The organism is Bacillus pacificus (assembly GCF_020861345.1).
Classification (GTDB): domain Bacteria; phylum Bacillota; class Bacilli; order Bacillales; family Bacillaceae_G; genus Bacillus_A; species Bacillus_A pacificus.
Genome location: NZ_CP086328.1, coordinates 4,120,095 through 4,140,735 on the forward strand (window position 1 = coordinate 4,120,095; position 20,641 = coordinate 4,140,735).

Sequence of the window (20,641 nt, forward strand, 5' to 3'; positions counted from 1 at the left end):
TCCTCCACCAAATCAGTTACTTTTAGTATAGCACACTACAACTCATTTTCTTTACGCTTATGCGTTAATTTTATAATCTGTTTTTCTGTAAAATACGTTAGTAAATGCGCATGGCATGTAAAGAAGATCACTTGTCTATCCTTTGCAATTTCCTTTATAAGTTCAATCGTCCGATTCGTCCTTACCGCATCAAAGTGTACGAAACTATCATCAATAATAAATGGATAATCATGCTCAAATGTTTTCGCTAATGCAAATCTCAGCGATAAATACAACTGCTCAGCTGTCGCTTGGCTTAGTTCATGACTATAAAAACGCATACCATCGTTACGCTCTACAATAAACGGCTCCGCCTCTGACGGTGAAAAGATTTTACTATATCGTCCGCCTGTTAAATAGACGAAATACTCTTCTGATTTTTGTAAAATACGAGGAAGATGTACTTCATGATAATATTGCTTCGTTTTCGTTAACACTGTCTTTGCGGTCGCATACGCAGCCCACTTCTTCACTTGTTCACGCACTTGCGCTTTTTTCATTTCCCATTCGTGCAGTAAATCGCCGTACGTACTACCTTCTTCTAAATTCGCAATTTCCATACGATGTTTCGCAATGCGCTCCGTCAGTTCTTTTTCCTTTGTAAGACAGTTTTGCATGACTGTCATTTCTTGCTTTAATTTTTCATCATAACCATCAGCTTCGTAATGTTCAGCTAATGATAAACTCGTTAAACGTTGTTCTAACAAATCAATTTGTGGTAATAAACGCCCCACTTGTTTCTCTGCATCTTCACGTTTTTCCGCTAGTTTACCTGCCTCTAAAAACATCTCTTCATTTGTAGCTTCTGCGATATGCCATAAACTATCTCGTTCTACTAACAGTTGTTTCAATTGCTCTTGCATGAACACATATTCTTCTTGCCATTCAGCTAGTTTCTCTTTTAGCTGCTTACAAGTTTGGCGTTTTTCTTTCTCATTTTGCATACGGCTTTGCGCCTCGTGCAGCTTACTATACTCCGCACTACCGATAACAGTTTCTAGTTTATGTTCAAATTGCGAAATCATTTCATATAATGAAGATTTTCGTGTGCCTTGCTTCTCTAATTCACGATATAATTGCTGCATTTTTTCCATACGCTCAAACGCCGGCAATATGTGCGCATACGTATAAAATTCAGGGAACGTATAGCGCTTTTTATACGCATTGACTTGTTCGCTCATGCGGAACGTTTCTCCCTCCCATTCCTCATACGATGAAACGACTTTATCATACGCTCGCTCCATTTGCTGTAATTTATAAGACTCACGCTCAAATAGTTTACGTATCTCTTCATCTTTTTCTAACTCATAGCGCACAGACATCGCTTCTTCACTTTGCCTTCCGCCAGCACTTTGCTGTAGAGTAAGAAGTTCTTCTTGTAATCCACTTGACGGATCTTTATATAAAACGAGGGCAAGAACAATCCCTACAAAAACGATGACGCTAATAAATAAGAGCGGGCGATTGTCTATAAATAAGCTTGTGAATAAAATGCCTGTATTAATAAGAAGTAACAGAAGACAAACTCTTTGCCACTGCTTTTTCTTTTGCATAGCCGCTCCTGCTTTTTCCTCATATTTGCGCTTCATTCTCTCAGCGCCTATACCGATAAACGCCGCATCTTGGAACGACTTCTCTTTCTCGGCTAACGCATTTCGCTCTTCATCCGCTAACATTTGCTTCTGAATCTGTCTTATATTTTCTTCTTGTTCTTCTAATTGCTCCTGCGCTACTTTAAAACGATCATCAAGCTGTGCTTTTTGCGTTTCTAATTCGCGCGCCTTTTGCACTGTTTGCGTAATTAACTCTTTCGTTGCCAAACTCATATCAAACGACAGGACTGTTTCTTTTTCAAAAGTAGCACCAATTTGTTGCTCGAGTTCTGCAAGCTCTTCTTTTATATTCGTAATCGTTCCTGTTATATCACGCATTTCTTGGCGTGCATTTTCATACGACATATGCTGCATACGAAGTTCTTCTACATAACTTTCTTTTTGTAAAAACTCTTCGTCTATTTGAATCGATTCCATTTCCAATTGCACTGTCTCTATTTTTTTATGGAGCGAATCAACTTGCAACTGGAGCGGCTCCATCTTCGCCTTAATTGCTTCATAGCGCGCCATTCCGTTTACAGGAAACTGCCCTTTTTCATCTTCTAACACTTTCTCATGCGCACGCTTTTCAATAACGAGAGGCTCAAGCGCCGCTAATATTTCATAATCTTGCTTTCGTTTTTCTGCACTCTCTTTTTCTGCGCGAACAAACACCAATTTCTCTTCACTTTCTTTTAACTGCTCCACTTGCTTTTCATACGTGCCAATTTTTCCTTGCCATTCTTTCATCTTCTCTTCCAGTTTCTTCATCTCTTGCAGTGACACGTTAATTTCTGGCTTACGCCCGCTCGGCTTAAAACGCTGATCCATTTCTTTCTCTAGCTTTTTATCGAGCTGCAATAACGCATCACTTCCGACTGTGCTTGCTGAAAATAAATAATTGCCGATGTCCGCTTCACCAAGCTGATGAATGTTTTGAAGACCGTGCATATCAAATGAAAAGACAGATTCAAATAAGCTCTCATTCATCCCGGTTAATATATCGTGTAAAATTTCTTCGCCGCCCGTTTTCCCGTCTTCAAAATAAACGGTTACTTCACCAGCGGCCGTCTTTGGCAATCGTTCAATTTTCAAACGGCCGTACTTTTCTGTCTGTACAGTCATCGCCCCGCCATACTTGCCGCCTTCTTTCGGTTCATAACGGCGCTGTCCTCTCGTCGGAAAACCGAATAAAATACTTTTCATAAACGAGCGAATTGTCGATTTACCCGCTTCATTTTCACCGTATAACACCGTCAGCATTGACAGATCCATTTCCACATTTTCTAATTTTCCGTACCCATAAATATGGAGTTTTTCCATTCTCATTTCTTATCCCTCTCTTGCTGGAATAATTGTTCTAAAATAATATTTTCTGCTTCCTTTTGAATCTCTTTCTTCTCTTCTTCTGTAAAAGATTCAATACTATTACGCGCTACAGGAGATGTCCAAATACTGCGCAGCACGCCGTCCATATTGGTGAAAGCTTCTAACTCTTTTAGCACGCTACCGACGAAATGATTTTCTTCTTTCAACCGCTCGATTTCCGCAAAAGAAACCGTCTCATTCTTCCACTTCATCGCGTATACAAAATCTTTTCGCTCTTCGCCAGCTGTTAAAATATGAAAAATTTCTTCCACACGTTTTTCATCACGTAAATAAGGAGAAAGTGGCCCCTGTCCTGTAAATACGACAGTTAATAGCGTACCTTCCTCTTCTCTTCGGCACTCATTCATCGCAGTTGACACTGCTGTCATAAGTTCATCAACAGTTTCAAGTCCATCAATACAAACTTCGATTTCATCCCATACAACATCTGCCGTATGGAAAAATGAACATTGCGTTCCTTGTTTCGTAAGTTCAATAAGGTACGCACCCTTCTCGCCTGTTTCCTTACGATGACGACCTTGTATATTCCCTGGATAAATAATGTATGGCTCTTCTGATAAAATTTCACGTTTATGTATATGGCCAAGAGCCCAATAATCAAACTGCTTTTCTTTCAACTCACGAATTTGAAACGGTGCATAGCGATTATGCTCTGCATCTCCTTCCACACTTCCGTGAAGCATACCAATATGAAAAGGCGCATCACTCATTTTCGTATACTGCGCTGTCATATTATCCGTTACCGCTTGCTGCAAATAACTAAACCCATAAATAGAAGCGAATAGCTCACCATTTTTATAAAATGATTTCTCTTCTACATACGGTTCCGTAAACACATGAACATTTTCCGGAAACTCAATTGCTGCCCAGCTTCCTCCTAAATGATCGTGGTTACCGTGAATAATAAAAACAGGGATATCGTACTGCGACAGTCTCTTCATTTGCTCGCGCACAAACACTTGCGCCCTCAAACTTCTCGTCTCCGCATCATACAAATCCCCGGCTAGCAATACGAAATCAACGCGCTCTTGAATCGCTTTATCAACAATACGTTCGAATGATTCAAACGTACTTTGTTTCATTCTCTCCCAAACAGACTGCGGTACATTCATCTCCATCCCTTTAAACGGACTATCCAAATGCAAATCAGCCGCATGTATAAACTTCACTTGTTTCACAAATAACGATCCTTTCTATGTTTCAAAAGTTTCACCTTATTGTAACACGCAATGTCATATATTTCTTTGCATATTCTAGTGATTTATGCCAAAATAGTTATAAGATTCTGATTTCTATTATTGGAGGGAATTTTCATGGGAGTATACGTTCTAACAGTCTTTGAAAAAGATGGTTCTAAAGCATTAGACGAATCATTCGAGGCGGCAACTGAAAAAGAAGCGAAAGCAAAAGGTGAATCTCTTTTACGAGAAAAAGGATTGTATGAAAAAACACATCGCTGCACATCTTCTGCAGGTAAGCTCGTTTTATTCCAGCGCTAAAAAAAGAAGCGTCATCCGCTTCTTTTTCACTCAACTATATCTTCGTCACACCACGTAAACACCACATCTAGAATACGATTACCGATACGTACGCGCTTATTCCATTTTCCTGTTTGGATCTGATGTTGCAATTCCGCTTTCATCTTTTCCGTCCAGTCGTGAATCGTTTCACTACCGTCGTACGGATATACGCCTGGAAACTCTTCCTGCAGTAGATGCAAGCTCTCTGCATCAAAATGAAAATGGAAGAAGTAGTTTGCTGTAAGCGATGGTTCTTGCAATCGTAAAAAATGATCATCAATTTGCTTTCTATTTCGATAGAAAGTAAAGATATTCACTTTACCGCTCGTAATTTGGTCAATTTGAATTTCGTGCTTCTCTATAATCACGTCTTGCCCACCTCGTTATATACTACCTTTAGTATATATGTCTTTTGCAACAAAGTTAACCATTTTCGCGCGAAATTCATTTCCTTCATTATATTACCTGTACCTCCATATGCAATCAAAACAAATAAAACAAAGTTGAAGGGGAGCGATTACATGTATTTCGGAAGCAAAGGTTGGTATGTAAAAGAACTTAAAAAATTAGGTATCCGTACTTATGAGGGTAAAAAACTAGAGTCGTATCGTACGCATGTGTTATCTAGTTTACTTGAGAGAATGAAGAGAGCTTCGGCTTAATAGGTAAATAGGTTATATCCATTGTTAAAACGTAATTTATATTAGTATGTAAAAGAAGCTGTACCAAAATTTCGTTACAAACGAAATTTTTGAAACAGCTTCTTCTTTATTTAACAAAAATATCAAACCAATTTTGATTCTTGCACATTTTCTTATTTTCTTTGTTTTCTTCGTCTTCCTTATTTACTGATTTAATATGATAATTAACTGGTTTTATAATCTCCAATTCCCAACATTTGTTAGATACATATAAAGTTGAATTATTTTCTATGTAATAATTCCCAAATAAATTACTTTCTTTTCCCGACTGATTTACATAAGTAATTTTAATTGGTTTTTCATAAGATTGATTTATCATTCTTATTAATTGTCCACACGATAAAGACAGCCTAGGTAATAATACAAAGGCTAATAATAGTATAAGTCCAATTGCTAGCTTTGGTGCATTATTAGCTTTATTTGAAAGCATGCTATAACATTGAGATATCACATTATAAACAAAACCCTTATTTTCTTTCCCTTCTTTCATTCCCCAATCAATTTTTGTATTAATACTAAATTTCCTTTTAATCTCCGACATTTTTGGTAACCATTTCGTTATTTTTGGTAACCATTTCATTAGTTTTAGAATAATAACATGTAATAGTGGTACTAATATACTCAAAGTTATTATATTGGAAATAAATATTAAATTAAATTTTTCTAATATAAGTAGTAACAGTGAAGAAATAATAAGCGTAATTGGTAAATAACTTATCAGCTTAAACCATTCTTTTCCACAAAAGAAATGAAATATTGTTGTTATAATTAAAAGCGAGGGCACAGAAAAAACAGAAATTATTTTCAAAGTTTCTAACTCTCCCAAAATGCCCATAGAATTAAGTACAAATAACGAAAATGCGAATACTACAATATGAAACACAAATCCTTTTATCGTAACGAAAGTATGCTCCATTGTTTTTATCGCTACATATATATAGCATATTATTAACCCTACAAATCCCCATATCAAACAAAAGCTTATCATACTAGTAAACGTCACTTCATTAGCAAAGAACATTGTTATAGATACATTTAATATTAATGCTGTAAATACGAATATAATAAAAGTGTTCAACTTTATACCCTTTTTTTTAATTATTAGAGAAATAAATATTGAAAATATATAATAAATGCAAATAAAAAATATAGATGTAATAGTCAAGGTTTGTAAATTAAAAGGCATTACATTTGAGACGATACTAAAATTCGAGATTTGAAAAATTTCATTACCACTAAAATAATATCCATATAAAAAGCTATATATAATTAGAAATCCTAAAGATGATATAAGAGTAAAACCGAAAAATAAAAACCTCACATCAAAAAATAAACTCTGAGCATGTTCAAATTTCTTTTCAAAAAAAGAATTAATAAAACTCACCTGTACACATCCTTTATAAAATAATTTTCATTCCATATTTCAATAACACACTTCTAATAATCGATTTATTTGACTGCAAATCATTAAATTTAAAATCCATATATAATTATAATTTAATAATAGGTATTATCCAACTATTAATATCATTTATATTATAAAAATACTCACAAAAAATCTCCTATGAAATAAACCTATAAAGATTATTTCACAAGAAATTTTTTACACATTATTTACCTTCTTCATATAACTCTACTAATCGACTCCCACCAACAGTACGCGTCCCAATCATCTTACGTAATTCCTGCGCGTCTTTTGGTCTCTTAGTAATTAAGCTGGTTTCATTTTCTATCACTGTAAAATCTAAATTTAATTGCACCATATCAATAACTATCACTTCATCATCTTCCTTTTTGTTCAACATAATATCATCCCTCCTTTTACGAAATAATTCGATATATACCATATACTCCGCTACTTCATATTGCCCTTCCTATTTCATTTCCTAATCTATTCCCAATAAAATAACTCCCAAACCAAAAATGCTATAATAAATCCAATCAAACTAAGGGGGCACATTTATGTTGCACAGAACATGCATTCAATTTCACAAGTTTGGCAACCCAAAAGATGTACTACAAGTTGAATATAAAAATATAGAACCATTAAAAGAGAATGAAGTTTTAGTCCGCATGTTAGTTAGACCAATTAACCCATCTGACTTAATTCCAATAACAGGAGCGTACGCTCATAGAATTCCTTTACCTAACATACCTGGCTATGAAGGTGTTGGTATTGTCGAAGATGTTGGCGCGGGTGTTACGAGAGACCTTATCGGTAAACGTGTTTTACCGTTACGCGGAGAAGGTACTTGGCAAGAATATGTGAAGACGTCGGCTGATTTTGTAGTCCCTATTCCAGATTCCATTAATGATTTCACAGCGGCACAAATGTATATTAATCCTCTTACGGCGTGGGTTACTTGTACAGAAACGTTAAACTTACAGAGTAATGACGTTTTATTAGTGAATGCTTGTGGGTCCGCTATTGGGCATCTTTTCGCGCAGTTATCACAAATTTTAAACTTCCGATTAATTGCTGTTACAAGAAATAATAAGCATACAGAGGAGCTACTACGCCTTGGTGCTGCATACGTAATCGATACTTCCACTACCCCGCTTTATGAAACCGTTATGGAGTTAACAAACGGGCTCGGCGCGGATGCTGCGATTGATTCTATAGGGGGACCGGATGGAAATGAATTAGCTTTCTCCTTACGTCCAAACGGGCACTTTTTAACGATCGGTCTTCTATCAGGAGTACAAGTGGACTGGGCAGAGATTGTCACAAAAGCAAAAGTGCACGCGAACATATTTCATTTACGACATTGGAATAAAGACGTACCGCCATATAAATGGCAAGAAACGTTTCGTCACTTAATTCGCTTAGTGGAGAATAAACAATTACGTTTTATGAAAGTACATTCTACGTATGACTTAGCGGATGTAAAAACTGCCGTTGATGTTGTGCAGTCTGCAGAGAAAGCTAAAGGAAAAGTATTTTTGATGAGTTATTAAATACAAAGGAAACGTATAAAAAGGATTCAGTTTAGCTAACAGTATTGATCAGAATCTCTTGCTTTAATTTCAGATACAGATTATTAAAACGTTTTATTTCATTTTGATACTTGTGGAGATTACTATGTCCGCTGTAGGTTTCTATTCCTACTTCGGTTAGTTTGTTAATTACTAATTTCCATTCTTCCCATACTATTGTTTTACTTAGCTTTCCATTGTAAAATGTATCAAATTGGTCAATAAGATAAAAGTTTGATAATATCTCTGATACATCCCTTTTTGTATGTAATGCAACAATGCAAAAAGGGATTATTTGTTGTGTAGTTGGTATAGATTCTTTAGTAAAACTTATTCTCTTTTCTAACCAATGATTTATACCTAAAACACCAAATGCTGTATCAATAGGAATCCATTTTTCAAGCTGTTTGTTGTAATATTCCAGCCATCTATGGTCGTTATGATTCCAACCAAAGATCGAATAGAAATCTCCATGTGTTTCAATTAAATGAAGAGAAAAGTTTTGTCTTTCCATACTTTTGGGATGAGAATTTATTTCCAAGATCCACCTAGTTTCTATTCCGATATGAGTTAATACTTTTTCAACTACCTTTGCCTGTTCAGCGCAATTCCCTGCTTTTCGCGCTAGAATCTCTTCTACTGTCCTGTCCACATAGTCAGTTTGCACCCATTCAAATTCTTCATTTAACCAAGAGAAAATTGTATTCACCTTTTCACTTTCATTTTTTATTTCTCGTATTCTTGCGTTAATTTCATTAGATATTCCAACATGAAATGCCAACTTTAAGTTTCCCCCCTTCCCTTTTTCATCTACAATATTTTAACATATTTTCCAATTTCCGAATAATAAAACCGCATTAATATTCACCAAAAAGGTTAGAGACGAAAGATCTCATCCCCGCTCAATTAAAAAACTGTAAATATATGGTATAGTTTAATTAAAAGGTGAAAGGAGACTCTAACATGTGGTTACTCACGGCAATTGCGCCTATTGTAATAGTTGGAGGAATTGTAGTGTATGTGATTGGAAGGCTTAAACATAAATATAACAACGGCACATTAGGTAAGAAAAAGTCAAAAAACGCTCAAGTTTTATTAGATAGTTTCATACCAATGGGAATGCTCGTTGGCTGTATAATCGGTTTGATTTTCGGCATGTTTTTCCCAGATTATTCACTTCTTGCGGTAAGTTTAGGAGCTGGAATCGGCTATTTATTTGGTTTTTTTGCTTATGAATTTTATAGCAAAGCAGGAAACAATTATTCATAATCCTCAAACAGACGCGAGGACAAAAAAATCCCCTTAAAGCATAAGCTTTAAGGGGTGAGCCTGTTTTTTATTTACTTATATACGTACAGCTGTACCACTTACAGCGACCATTAACATTCCATCACGAACTACTTCGTAATCTACGTCAATACCAACGATAGCGTTCGCGCCTTTTTGTTTTGCAAGTTCTTTCATTTCATCCATTGCGATATCACGAGCTTCTTTTAGTTTGCTTTCGTAAGAACCAGCACGACCACCGACAACATCACGAACAGAAGCGAATAAATCGCGGACAATATTTGCACCCATAATAGCTTCACCATTTACAATATCGATATACTCAATAATTTCTTTACCTTGAATTCCAGACGTTGTTGTTACAATCATGACTGACACGCTCCTAATAATTTGTATTTTGAATAAGCTTTCTTATGTCTTTATTATGACATGGAACAAACAATGAATCTATTGAATTACCTTACAGGAATGTGACAGTTTTGTAAGAATACAGCGACTATTTTGTTTAATAAAGCGCTTTAACATTAGGATACATAAATGATTCTCTATTTTCTCTCCAGTCCTTTTCTATTTCTTTAAAAGTCGGTCGTCCTAATTCTTCCTTGTTTCCCTGTTTACGAAACCATTTCTTCACATACTTCTCTCCATTTTTATTTTGTACTGTACAAAGGAAGCTATTACTACTATCCTTTAATATTTTTACAATCACGACAAGACACTCCTTCTCTCTAAAACTTGATCTTTTACTATAAACCCTTCCTCTCTTATAGTCATACGACTCCTCGGTCGCGCCAAAGTTGTAAGATCAAAAACGATATTTACTTTGTTTACATTTTATTTAAAGAAATCAGAGTTATAAGCATGATGCTTATCAAATATTTTGTAGATTTCTAACTTATCATCTAATTTTGCATCTACTAAAATTAATATATTTCCATCGTAAATATATTCTTCATACTTTTTAGCATGTTCTTCAGGGATTCCTAATCCGATAAATGCTCCTATTAAACTTCCAGCTCCTCCGCCAATACCGGCTCCTCCAATAGCTGCTGCGATAGGTCCCGCTGCTACAATTGGACCCATTCCAGATACGGCAAGTACACCAAGACCTGTTAATAAACCTCCGAGTCCTCCTGCTACTCCTCCTGCTACAAGTCCCGTCGCTGAAAAGATATCCCCTTTATGTGCAGTTTCATGATTCACTTTTTCACCCGATTTTTCTTCCAGATGTTCAATTTCCTTTTGATCTTTCGCAATAGCTGAAATGTTATCTGCCGAGTATCCTTTTTCCTTTAATTCATTAATAACGAGTGCCGCATCATCAATTGTTTGAAAAACACCTACTATTTTTCTATCCACATTCATAACTATTAACCTCCTAAAGTTTTATATAATATATCTTTATTACTCTTCGTTTTTATATACACTAATTTTTTTATTCACATATCCATTCACAAAAAACGCCAATAATAAAAGGATTACAAGAGAACTACTTAACAAGTAAATGAAATCAAATGTAATATCCGTTATCATTTTATCCATATGTAACAGTCTCCTTTTTATTTAAAGTAAAAGTATAAAACCTTACAATTCATCTTCGGTCAATCTCTTTGTAGTATATGTATACCCTCCATAACTCTTTCTAAACGTAAAAAACTATAATTATATTTTTTAAATTTTATAGGTTTAACATTTTTTTAAACGGGTATGTTTATATTGTTATGCTTATTATATGGAAAGGAATATTACGATGAATGCCATTCACTCTACTACTATTCTTTATAATGAAACACCTACAATAACGCAGATTCATCATTTTTATGCTGTAATGACAACATTTCAAACAAATGTATTTATAAGTAAACACGGAACACTTACTGCTATTAAAAATTTAAGCACATTAGTATCATTTTTCCTTACTGTAAAAAAGAGAGAGCTTGTATTATTTATCTTTGAAGGAATAGATGCAAAAAAAGCTTTAAGAACACTCTTTCCTTCTTAAAAGTTTTGTTATCCCCCTATTCCCTCAATTGTTACTTTTCATATATCGTTTTATACTTCAAAATGATTTCTTCTATTCAAAACGAGACCCCCTAATACAATAGGGGGATTTCTAGTTTGGCCCTATGAAAACTGATATAATATATATTACGTTTTTCATTCTTTAAAATAGAAAACTTTTAATAACCTTGAAGGTAGGAATTTTTAATGAAATCGGAAACAAAATTTAGTATTCGCTACAAAATTATGGCTGGTTATTTAGTTATCATTTTGTTCTTACTTATTTCTTTCATTATGCTAAACAATGAGATTTCCAATTTACAAAAATCTCGTAATTTTATTATTGATCACGATTTTAAAGTTCTTAATTTAACGAATCAAGTGGAGAAAGAATTGCTAACAATTGAAAATAAAGCGAAGGGCTTTATCACTTCTAATAACGCGAATTATCTGCAATCTCTTAACTCTGCCGAAAAAGATTATGAAAAACATTACCATGATCTTTTTTCTTTATTAGAAGATAACCCATCTCAGCAAGAAAAATTAAAACAGATTAACGGAAATATTACTAATTGGATAAATAAAGAAATTCACCCGTTAATTGCAAACCATAATAGTAATAACATACAAGAAATCGACACTACCGAAATTCAATCATTGCAATCACAGCTAACTGACTTCCGTAGCACTGAGGAGCAATTAACGAAAAAAAGAGCTGCACAATTAGATACGGAAAATAATAAATTAGAGATTTGGTTATACAGTTTATTGTTCTTACTTTCTTGTATTTCCATTATCATTTCACTCTATATTTCGAATTCCATTACAAAAACGATTAAAAATGTAATTCAAGCTATTAAATCCATTTCTTCTAAAGAAAAAATTACGGAAAGAATTCATGTAAATACACATGACGAAATAAAAGATCTTGCTCATACAACAAATCACCTACTGGACGAAATATCGAAAAGAGAGTGGTTACAAACGGAGCTTGCAGAATTAATTTTAATGTATCAAGGTGTATCCTCTATCGAGATGTTAGGCAACAAAATTTTGAGTGGCATTATACAAAAAACGCAAACTTCTTGCGGTGCATTTTATGTACGTGAAGAAGTTGAAGAAACTGTCTACTATGTAAAGAAAGCTTCTTTCGCTGAGCAAGGTGCTGATATTGGAAAACAATCTATTAAAATGGGTGAAGGTTTCATTGGACAGTCTGCTTTAGAAAAGAAAAGTTTTATTCTGAGGGACATACCTGAAGAGTTTCGTTACGTTACTACTGGATTATTAGAAATACGTCCTAAAAATATACTAGTCATCCCTGTCTTATTTGAAGATGAAGTAATTGCAGTAATGGAGTTAGTAAGTGTAACTGAGATCTCAGACTTACATCAAGATTTCATTCAACAAACTATTGATAATCTAGGTTTAACAATCCATAGTATTATGGGACGTATGCGAATTCAAACTCTTTTACATGAATCACAAGCAATGACAGAAGAGTTACAAGTTCAATCAGAAGAATTGCAAACGCAAGCGGAAGAACTACAAATGCAAGCCGAAGAATTACGAACAACGAATGAACAATTAGAGTCTAGAACAGAAGAAGCTGAACAAAAGACAGCTGACTTACAAATTACGAAATTAGAATTAGAAGAAAAAGCAAGCGAGTTGTTACGTAGCTCAAAATACAAATCAGAATTTCTAGCAAATATGTCACATGAATTACGCACACCATTAAATAGTATTTTACTATTATCTGAAATGTTAAAAGAAAATCATGACAATCATCTATCCGATGATGAAATTGAATTGGCAACCGTTATTCATTCATCAGGAAAAGATTTGCTTACTTTAATTAATGACATACTAGATTTATCGAAAGTAGAAGCTGGAAAACTAGATGTCATTTTTGAAGCAACGAACATAAGTGATATGGCAGCAAGTATGCAGCAAAACTTCTTACATATCGCTGCACAAAAAAATGTAGAATTTACTGTTGAAGACAGTGACACGATTCCTAATCTGTTTTATACAGATGCAAAACGGATTGAACAAATTATTAAAAATTTATTATCCAATGCATTTAAATTTACGGAAAAAGGATCTGTCTCTTTACATTTCGATTCAATAGAAGCAACTAATTTGAGCCATGAAATGCAGTCTATCAGTAATGATTGGATGACCATTTCGGTAAAAGATACTGGTATTGGTATCGCTAAAGAACAGCATCAACTTATTTTCGAAGCCTTTCAACAGGCAGATGGCGCAACGATTCGAAAATATGGTGGTACAGGCTTAGGATTATCTATTTGTAAAGAGTTTGCTAGATTGTTAGGTGGTTGGATTACGTTACAGAGTCATGTAGGAGAAGGCAGTACTTTCACTGTATATATTCCTAACCTTCCAAATGGATTAACTGATATACAAGTATCCAATTTAGAAGTGGCAGCAACGGTAGATGAAGTTATTCCTGCTGAAGTTGTGGAGGAAACTATCGTGATTCCAGAAACTAATAACGTCTTCCAAGAGAAAACCATTTTAATTGTCGATGATGATCATCGAAATATATTTGCGTTACAAAATGCACTAGAAAAACAACATGCTAACATTATTACTGCACAAAACGGTATAGAGTGTTTAGACATACTAAAAAACAATACAAATATCGACCTTATTTTAATGGATATTATGATGCCGAATATGGACGGTTATGAAACGATGGAACATATCCGAATGAACTTAGGATTACATGAAATACCTATTATCGCATTAACTGCGAAAGCAATGCCAAATGATAAGGAAAAATGTTTATCTGCTGGCGCTTCAGATTATATAAGTAAACCATTAAATTTACATCAACTCTATTCAGTAATGAGTGTATGGTTAATAAAATAAGTGAGGTTTCGTTTCAGTGGAAAATAAGTATTATAATTTTGATCCATCAGTAGATACGGATAAGCGTACGAACTTAGAAATTGACTTACTATTGGAAGCGGTATTTAAACTATCAGGATTTGATTTTCGCCAATATGCTCGCACATCTATTTATAGAAGAATTTGTAATCGAATGCAGCTTTCTAATATCCCTACCATTTCAAAATTAATTGAAAAAGTAATTCATGAAGAGGGGGTTTTAGAACAGTTATTAAATGATTTCTCCATTAATGTAACTGAGATGTTCCGTAACCCTATCTTTTTTAAGGCGCTAAGAGAGCATGTTATTCCTGAATTAAGAAAGCATCCTGAAATTAGAATTTGGCATGCTGGATGTGCAACTGGTGAAGAAGTATTATCCATGTCCATCTTACTTCATGAAGAAGGATTAAGTGAAAAAGCTGTTATTTACGCAACAGATATGAATACAAATGTGTTAGAAAAAGCAAAACAAGGCATCCTTCCATTAAATAAAATGCAAACTTATACGAAAAACTATTTACAAGCTGGCGGTACACAAGCATTTTCCAACTATTATTCAACGGATAGTCGCTTTGCTTATTTTAATCCGTCACTGTTACAAAACATTATTTTTGCACAGCATAATTTAGTAACTGATCAATCTTTTAACGAATTTCACATTATACTTTGCCGTAACGTTTTAATTTACTTTACGAGTAAACTTCAAAACCAAGTACAGCAACTATTTTATGAAAGTTTAGGTCACAACGGATTCCTATGTTTAGGAAATAAAGAAACGCTTCGTTTTTCAGATATAATGCCGCATTATATCCAATTTAATCCGAACGAACAAATCTACCAAAAAATACAATAAAAGCGTATGAAATCCTCTGTTTGGATTTCATACGCTTTTTATTTCGCATTCGTTTGTATCATAATGAGGCACATATCATCTGATTGTGCTTTCTTCTGTTCTTCCTTATAAAACCCTTCTATCTCTTCTTCTAAATCTCCCCATTTTCTTTCTGTGAAAGTACGTAATTTCTCTTCAGCCTCAAATTCATCATTTGCTATTGCTTCAAGTACACCATCTGTAAACAATGTGATTTGAGCGTTCTTCTCAAAAGGTATAACTGTCTTTTCAACTTTTATTTCATCAAAAAATCCTACCGCACAACTCCCGCGATTTAGTTCCACTACATTTGTTTCATCAACTAAAACATATCCAGAAGGATGTCCTGCATTTACATATTCAATCGTTCTCTTTTCTGTATCCACTACTAAGTATATCGCTGTAAAATAATATGGAATATTGTCATTCTCATTATGTAAAAGAGTCATATATTTATTTAAGTCTTTCATAACGAGTTCTGGATCGATTAAACTTTTAATCGTTTCACGTAATACAGACGAAATAAACATACAAACTAAGGAAGCTGATACACCATGTCCCATCACATCTAATAATATAATACCGTAGCGGTTTTCATCGATTTTATACCAGTAATACATATCTCCAGCTAGTTTAAATGAAGGTAAGTAACTTGCTTCGATTTTTATGTGTTCTTCTCTTAATGGACTACTTAATAAGTTTCTTTGTACTTGCGTAGCTAAATCTAGTTCATTCCGAAGATTTTCTTCCTGTTCTTTATGCCAATTTAATTCCGATTTCAAGCGTAATGCTACACGCATACGCGCTAACAATTCAACTTTATTTATCGGTTTCGTAATATAATCCATTGCCCCCATATCAAGCGCTTCAGCTAATTTATTTGCATCTTCTAAAGCTGTTACAAAAATAATAGGAACATCTTTAAACTTCTCCTCTTTTTGTAATCGCCTACAAACTTCAAGTCCATCAATTTCAGGCATCATAATATCTAATAGTATTAAATCTATTTCATTATGCCTGGAAGAATCTTTTCCAAAATGGATGTATTCGAAAAGCTCTTGTGCAGAATTCAGCGATACAAGATCCTGATACCCGGCTTGCTTCAAAATTTTTTCAATTACAAAGATATTCACCGGATTATCATCGACAATTAAAATGGACACAAGTTATTTCCCCTTTTCTTATATAAAATGTAAATCGATTATCATTTTCTATTTTTCTAGTATTACATACTCAGTTATGAAATGAAAATTTCCTACTCAAACACATTTATACAGCAAAAGAACAAACCCCCAGAAATGAGAGTTTGTTCTTTCATTCTATAAAGTGAAACTTTAATCAGTGGGGGTTTTCTTCATCCCCCACTGATTATTAGTTGAACCAATCGGACTTTTATGGGCAGTTAACCCCCCACCTAAATTCTTTGCTTTCGCTGCATTTTGAGGTGGGGGGTCTTACTGCCCGTTAAAGTGGGGTAAATTTCCACTTTTAATTTAGGACCATTGCTTTGTCATTTAAAAGACGATCTAATTCTTCCATATGATTTGTTTCATCTGCAATCATGTCTTCTAACTTTACAACTAACTCTGTCATATTTAATTTTGCTGCCTGTTCTTTTCGCTTTTCATAACGCTTAATTGTTTCATATTCTGATTGTCTAGCATATTCTAACATTTCTCTCACATCTTCTGCTTGTTTCACTGGTAAAGGGATTGTAGTAGGTGTACCACCTAACGTCTTAATTTTCTCTGCTAAATATAGGGCATGTCCTTGTTCATCACTAATTTCAGATTCAAAGAAAGGCTTTAACACTTGTCTATATATACCAGAAACCGTAGCTGCATAATGGTTATACATAATAATTGCCGAGTATTCTCCTGCTAAATCTTCATTTAATCCTTCGATTAGTTCTTTCACATCGTGTGACATTTTTATATCTCCTCCTATACTTAATAACTACCCCTTTTCTCATGTTTTAAACATAATTCTTTAAAATTTTTATGTATCTAAAAATGCTGCTTGCTTCAATTTACTTATTGCTTGTCTTTTAATACGAGAAACGTGCATTTGTGAAATACCTAACCGTTCCCCTGTATCTTTTTGATTTAAATTTTCTTCAAATATATAATGAATAACACTTTTTTCTGTCTCATTTAATACGTTAAAAATATCCTTTAAAACGAGACGCCTTTCTGTCTCTTCATATCCTTGCTCTACTTCACCTACAGATTCAATTCTCGCCACCGAACTGCCATCAGATGCATTTTCAACTACATCATCTAAGGAGGATACTCGATAATTATTTTTCGCATCCATAATTTCTAGCACTTCCTCTTCGGATAGTTCTAAATGATCCGCAATCTCTATAATTTTCGGTGAACGTTGCAGTTGATCTGTTAACTCCTCTATCGCAAGTTTAATTTTTCCGCCTAAATCTTTAATTCGCCTTGGAACGTGAATGCCCCATGTTTTATCACGTAAATACTTTTTTATTTCCCCTACTATCGTAGGGATTGCAAACGGCTCAAAAGCATTCCCTATCGAATAATCATACCTTCTTATTGCGCCTAAGAGCCCTAACATGCCTACTTGTATTTTTGGAAAAAGGTCGATGGTGATTCCTTTAGAACCCCATTAACTTCGATTTCAGCAATATATACACCAAAACGATTAGGTGGTGACTCAGTTCCAGGTTTTATTTTTCCGCCTCCCATCATACTCTCATGATGGTACCCACCAGGTTCTCTATTTCTATTAAAGAAGGGTTATTTTTAACGCTTCCTCAAGCATTGTATTAAAATCATTATATGTGTTCATTACCGTACCTGATGGTTTATCAAGTTCTAAATAAGTACCGTCTGATAAACTCTTACAAAACCACGCAATATTTGAATCGCCAAAGAAAAGATACTCTTTTTGAAATTCATTTTCATACCAAATATCATTGGTTTCTATAAGCCCGCAAATTGATTCGTCCCTTTCTGTATCTAACAAATAAGAGTCAACTCCATAAAATACTAGCCCGTTAAAATCTAATCCATTTACATTTTTAAGAAACTCCTCATATTCACTCGGCAGGTCAACATTAAAACTCTCTTTCATGTGTTCTCTTAATTTCTGAACCTCACTATCTGTTGCTGGTGTATTCAGTTTATCATTAAAACTTTTCTCTATTTTTTCAATTTCTAAAATCAGATTTTTCCACATATAAATTTCACCATTACTTCAGCTTGAATCAATTCAAAAATTTCTTTTTCATTTCCCTCATAATTGTTTAACATTCTTAGAACTTCTAAAACCTTTGCATCCATATCACTAACTCCTATCAATTATTTTAGGACTTTCTTTTACATGTTTGCTTCTGAATCCCATACCTCTATAAATTCAAAACCTTTTAAATCACTTTCTAACACTGTATTTCTAAATTCATCTGATACAAAAACGGAAGGAATATGTAATATTTCATTTAAGTAAACTTTAAATATTGTTTGGTTCTTAACCATATTAGGTAAGAATGCGTATTTTTTGAAATCTATTACTAAGCCAGAACGTAGTTTCTTTAGTATAGCTTTCTCATAGTCAATAGCATCTATTGCATTTAAAACGTTAATTATATAATACACTTCTCCCGTCACATCATGAATTAGGGGAAGAAATTCTACATTATCACCAAGTATAGACTCTAAGAATTTTTTAGCTTTCCGACTAACCATTGGTGTACCAACTTCTCCCCAAAAATGAGGCAAATCACTTTGATTTCCTTCTTCTACACATTTAATACGTATTTCTCCCCATGAATTAGATGCTTTTGCTGCCGAGTCAATTTTTCCTTCAAAATACTTTTTAGAATCTTCTTCTAAATTCAATAATTGAAAGGATTCATAGCCATCAAATGAACTCTTTAATTCCCAAATTTTCATTTTTTACTCTCCTTTGCTATTTTTCTAGTATAAATAAGATTACTCTTTCTTCGGTTTATTTAATTTTAATTCACTATTCAATAAACGTTCTCTGATATCATGTTAAAATAAAATTCTATGTTAACTTACAACAAAAAAGAGGAGCCATCTCCTCTTCATAAATAAACACTATTTAATTTGTTCCTTATACTCATTGTTAACAACTACATACCATTTTCCTGTATCAAATTTTTCTTTATTAATCACATAAACTTTATTTTGTCTCTTTACTTCCCCTGGTTTTAATTCCTTAGTAATACTAGATGTCTCACCTTTTTCAACATCATAACTACTAGCTGCCCACACATCACTTTGGTAAGCATTATCATTTTCATCCACTAAATCCACTGATGGTAAAAAGGCTAATTTCATCGGTTCGCTTGTGATATTTTTCCCTTCTGCTTCTACAACAATAAAGACATGTCCATCTTCAGGTTTTTGGAATCCTATACTTTCTTTACCAACCTTATCTCTTTCTACAACTCTTTTTACAGTTACATCAAATTTAGGTGTATGAAAATCCTTGTTTACAGTATACTCTTTTTCTTTTATTTTTGATTTCTCTTTTGTTTGTTCTGTATTTTTCTGCTTTGTATTCTCTTTCGTTTTCGCCTCATCAGTTGTTTGCACTTTCTTTTCTTCTTGTTTAGAATTAGTTTCTTTAGATTCTGAAGAAGTTTTGTCGGATGTATTGCCGCAACCAGATAAATTGAATACTAAAGCGCCACCTAAAATACATGTAGTAAATTTTTTCAACATCTCTTTTTATCCCCCAATAACACGATATGTAAATTCCTTACTTATCATAGCAAAAAATACAATCTTAAATTGTTGCATCTTGTCGAATGATTAAGAGTAATCAATTGTTTTTATTGCATATAAAAAACATGATCTTGATGTAGTACCAAAATCATGTTTTACGTTGGTGTTATTTATAAAATACTTTATCCACATTATACTTTGCTTGAAATTCGTTAATCATATATGTTTCGTAAATTTCTCTTTCCATCGGATCTTCTACAATACATACATCAATACGATATACTTCATCACGATGATTTTTAATACGCTGTCTTACTTTACGTACTTTCCCAACAAAAAAAGTTCGTCATTAAAATTATAGTTAGAAAATAAAGGGAATTATATGATAGGAGATGCAAATATAGACAGTCGCTGACCATTAATCTACAACCAATCCCAATCCCACTCTTTACAAAAATATATCAGCGATTATTCAATTATATCGACCGCAACTCCGAATATATCGGCGATTCGACACAACATATCGACTTACCGACAAATTTCGCAAAAACTAGCGCCAAAACTACCAACCAATCCCACACCAGCATCCACGCCCCCTACAAAAGAAAAAAGCACCAGGTCCCCC

General features: G+C 33.9%; 22 protein-coding genes and 2 pseudogenes. 7 read left to right on the top strand and 17 right to left on the bottom strand.

What is annotated here, in order from left to right:
- Positions 1-35: 35 nt before the first annotated feature.
- Together LMD38_RS21340 and LMD38_RS21345 are read right to left on the bottom strand one after the other, a co-directional pair.
- Positions 36-2,960, bottom strand: a complete 2,925-nt coding sequence (locus LMD38_RS21340) for an ATP-binding protein (RefSeq protein ID WP_062821463.1) — start codon at positions 2,958-2,960, stop codon at positions 36-38.
- On the bottom strand, positions 2,957-4,198 hold the full coding sequence (locus LMD38_RS21345) for a metallophosphoesterase family protein (protein WP_062821464.1): 1,242 nt from the start codon (positions 4,196-4,198) through the stop codon (positions 2,957-2,959). The genes LMD38_RS21340 and LMD38_RS21345 overlap by 4 nt, the downstream gene beginning before the upstream one ends.
- Before the next feature lie 135 nt (positions 4,199-4,333).
- On the opposite strand from LMD38_RS21345, the gene LMD38_RS21350 reads away from it, so the two are divergent.
- Positions 4,334-4,519 carry a YhzD family protein gene (locus tag LMD38_RS21350; RefSeq protein WP_062821465.1) on the top strand — a complete coding sequence of 62 codons (186 nt, stop codon included), beginning with the start codon at positions 4,334-4,336 and terminating at the stop codon, positions 4,517-4,519.
- 26 nt (positions 4,520-4,545) lie between these two features.
- Here the strand turns inward: LMD38_RS21350 and LMD38_RS21355 are convergent, their stop codons facing one another.
- Positions 4,546-4,908, bottom strand: coding sequence for a hypothetical protein (locus LMD38_RS21355; protein ID WP_000582776.1), 363 nt, complete (start codon positions 4,906-4,908; stop codon positions 4,546-4,548).
- Positions 4,909-5,061: 153 nt separating this feature from the next.
- Between LMD38_RS21355 and LMD38_RS21360 the strand changes: the two genes are divergently transcribed.
- Positions 5,062-5,202, top strand: coding sequence for a YflJ family protein (locus tag LMD38_RS21360; RefSeq protein ID WP_000273537.1), 141 nt, complete (start codon positions 5,062-5,064; stop codon positions 5,200-5,202).
- Between the two features lie 106 nt (positions 5,203-5,308).
- Here the strand turns inward: LMD38_RS21360 and LMD38_RS21365 are convergent, their stop codons facing one another.
- Both LMD38_RS21365 and LMD38_RS21370 read right to left on the bottom strand, forming a co-directional pair.
- Positions 5,309-6,625: a hypothetical protein gene (locus LMD38_RS21365; protein WP_062821466.1), complete on the bottom strand. Its 1,317-nt coding sequence runs from the start codon at positions 6,623-6,625 to the stop codon at positions 5,309-5,311.
- 226 nt (positions 6,626-6,851) lie between these two features.
- A complete protein-coding gene (locus LMD38_RS21370; RefSeq protein ID WP_061182805.1) occupies positions 6,852-7,046 on the bottom strand; it encodes a hypothetical protein in 195 nt (64 codons plus the stop codon).
- A gap of 157 nt (positions 7,047-7,203) precedes the next feature.
- Here LMD38_RS21370 and LMD38_RS21375 point away from each other — a divergent pair, with 157 nt between their 5' ends.
- Positions 7,204-8,199 carry a zinc-dependent alcohol dehydrogenase family protein gene (locus LMD38_RS21375; protein WP_062821467.1) on the top strand — a complete coding sequence of 332 codons (996 nt, stop codon included), beginning with the start codon at positions 7,204-7,206 and terminating at the stop codon, positions 8,197-8,199.
- 31 nt (positions 8,200-8,230) lie between these two features.
- Here LMD38_RS21375 and LMD38_RS21380 read toward each other — a convergent pair whose 3' ends face one another.
- Positions 8,231-8,998 (bottom strand): transglutaminase-like domain-containing protein, encoded by a 768-nt coding sequence (locus LMD38_RS21380; RefSeq protein WP_000864010.1) that lies wholly within the window; start codon positions 8,996-8,998, stop codon positions 8,231-8,233.
- 182 nt (positions 8,999-9,180) lie between these two features.
- Here LMD38_RS21380 and LMD38_RS21385 point away from each other — a divergent pair, with 182 nt between their 5' ends.
- Complete coding sequence (locus tag LMD38_RS21385) at positions 9,181-9,486, top strand: hypothetical protein (RefSeq protein ID WP_016716696.1); 306 nt, start codon at positions 9,181-9,183, stop codon at positions 9,484-9,486.
- 75 nt (positions 9,487-9,561) lie between these two features.
- On the opposite strand, the gene LMD38_RS21390 is transcribed toward LMD38_RS21385, so the two are convergent.
- The 4 genes from LMD38_RS21390 to LMD38_RS21405 all read right to left on the bottom strand — a co-directional run bounded on the left by LMD38_RS21390 (position 9,562) and on the right by LMD38_RS21405 (position 11,046).
- Positions 9,562-9,873: a YbjQ family protein gene (locus LMD38_RS21390; RefSeq protein ID WP_000637510.1), complete on the bottom strand. Its 312-nt coding sequence runs from the start codon at positions 9,871-9,873 to the stop codon at positions 9,562-9,564.
- Positions 9,874-10,009: 136 nt separating this feature from the next.
- The gene (locus LMD38_RS21395) at positions 10,010-10,213 is read right to left on the bottom strand and encodes a DUF4028 family protein (RefSeq protein ID WP_061182807.1); all 204 of its coding nucleotides are present in this window, start codon (positions 10,211-10,213) and stop codon (positions 10,010-10,012) included.
- Positions 10,214-10,338: 125 nt separating this feature from the next.
- Positions 10,339-10,869 (bottom strand): general stress protein, encoded by a 531-nt coding sequence (locus tag LMD38_RS21400; RefSeq protein WP_061182808.1) that lies wholly within the window; start codon positions 10,867-10,869, stop codon positions 10,339-10,341.
- Between the two features lie 39 nt (positions 10,870-10,908).
- On the bottom strand, positions 10,909-11,046 hold the full coding sequence (locus tag LMD38_RS21405) for a hypothetical protein (protein WP_000359813.1): 138 nt from the start codon (positions 11,044-11,046) through the stop codon (positions 10,909-10,911).
- Between the two features lie 208 nt (positions 11,047-11,254).
- Between LMD38_RS21405 and LMD38_RS21410 the strand changes: the two genes are divergently transcribed.
- From LMD38_RS21410 to LMD38_RS21420, 3 genes are all read left to right on the top strand, one after another.
- Positions 11,255-11,506: a hypothetical protein gene (locus tag LMD38_RS21410; RefSeq protein WP_000991343.1), complete on the top strand. Its 252-nt coding sequence runs from the start codon at positions 11,255-11,257 to the stop codon at positions 11,504-11,506.
- A gap of 206 nt (positions 11,507-11,712) precedes the next feature.
- Positions 11,713-14,403: an ATP-binding protein gene (locus LMD38_RS21415; protein WP_062821468.1), complete on the top strand. Its 2,691-nt coding sequence runs from the start codon at positions 11,713-11,715 to the stop codon at positions 14,401-14,403.
- Positions 14,404-14,419: 16 nt separating this feature from the next.
- Positions 14,420-15,277, top strand: coding sequence for a CheR family methyltransferase (locus LMD38_RS21420; RefSeq protein WP_000429057.1), 858 nt, complete (start codon positions 14,420-14,422; stop codon positions 15,275-15,277).
- Positions 15,278-15,315: 38 nt separating this feature from the next.
- Here the strand turns inward: LMD38_RS21420 and LMD38_RS21425 are convergent, their stop codons facing one another.
- The 7 genes and pseudogenes from LMD38_RS21425 to LMD38_RS21455 form a co-directional block, all read right to left on the bottom strand.
- Entirely contained in the window at positions 15,316-16,458 is a 1,143-nt protein-coding gene (locus LMD38_RS21425; protein ID WP_227585404.1) for a fused response regulator/phosphatase, read from the bottom strand.
- A 325-nt stretch (positions 16,459-16,783) separates the two neighbouring features.
- A complete protein-coding gene (locus LMD38_RS21430; RefSeq protein WP_016716691.1) occupies positions 16,784-17,224 on the bottom strand; it encodes a ferritin-like domain-containing protein in 441 nt (146 codons plus the stop codon).
- 69 nt (positions 17,225-17,293) lie between these two features.
- Positions 17,294-17,890: pseudogene (gene sigB, locus LMD38_RS21435) on the bottom strand (RNA polymerase sigma factor SigB); the annotation flags it as partial.
- Positions 17,891-18,049: 159 nt separating this feature from the next.
- Entirely contained in the window at positions 18,050-18,502 is a 453-nt protein-coding gene (locus tag LMD38_RS21440) for a YrhA family protein (protein WP_227585358.1), read from the bottom strand.
- 140 nt (positions 18,503-18,642) lie between these two features.
- Positions 18,643-19,215, bottom strand: coding sequence for an imm11 family protein (locus LMD38_RS21445; RefSeq protein ID WP_227585357.1), 573 nt, complete (start codon positions 19,213-19,215; stop codon positions 18,643-18,645).
- 168 nt (positions 19,216-19,383) lie between these two features.
- On the bottom strand, positions 19,384-20,013 hold the full coding sequence (locus tag LMD38_RS21450; RefSeq protein WP_227585356.1) for a hypothetical protein: 630 nt from the start codon (positions 20,011-20,013) through the stop codon (positions 19,384-19,386).
- A 169-nt stretch (positions 20,014-20,182) separates the two neighbouring features.
- Positions 20,183-20,388: pseudogene (locus LMD38_RS21455) on the bottom strand (nucleotide excision repair endonuclease); the annotation flags it as partial.
- Between the last annotated feature and the right edge of the window lie 253 nt (positions 20,389-20,641).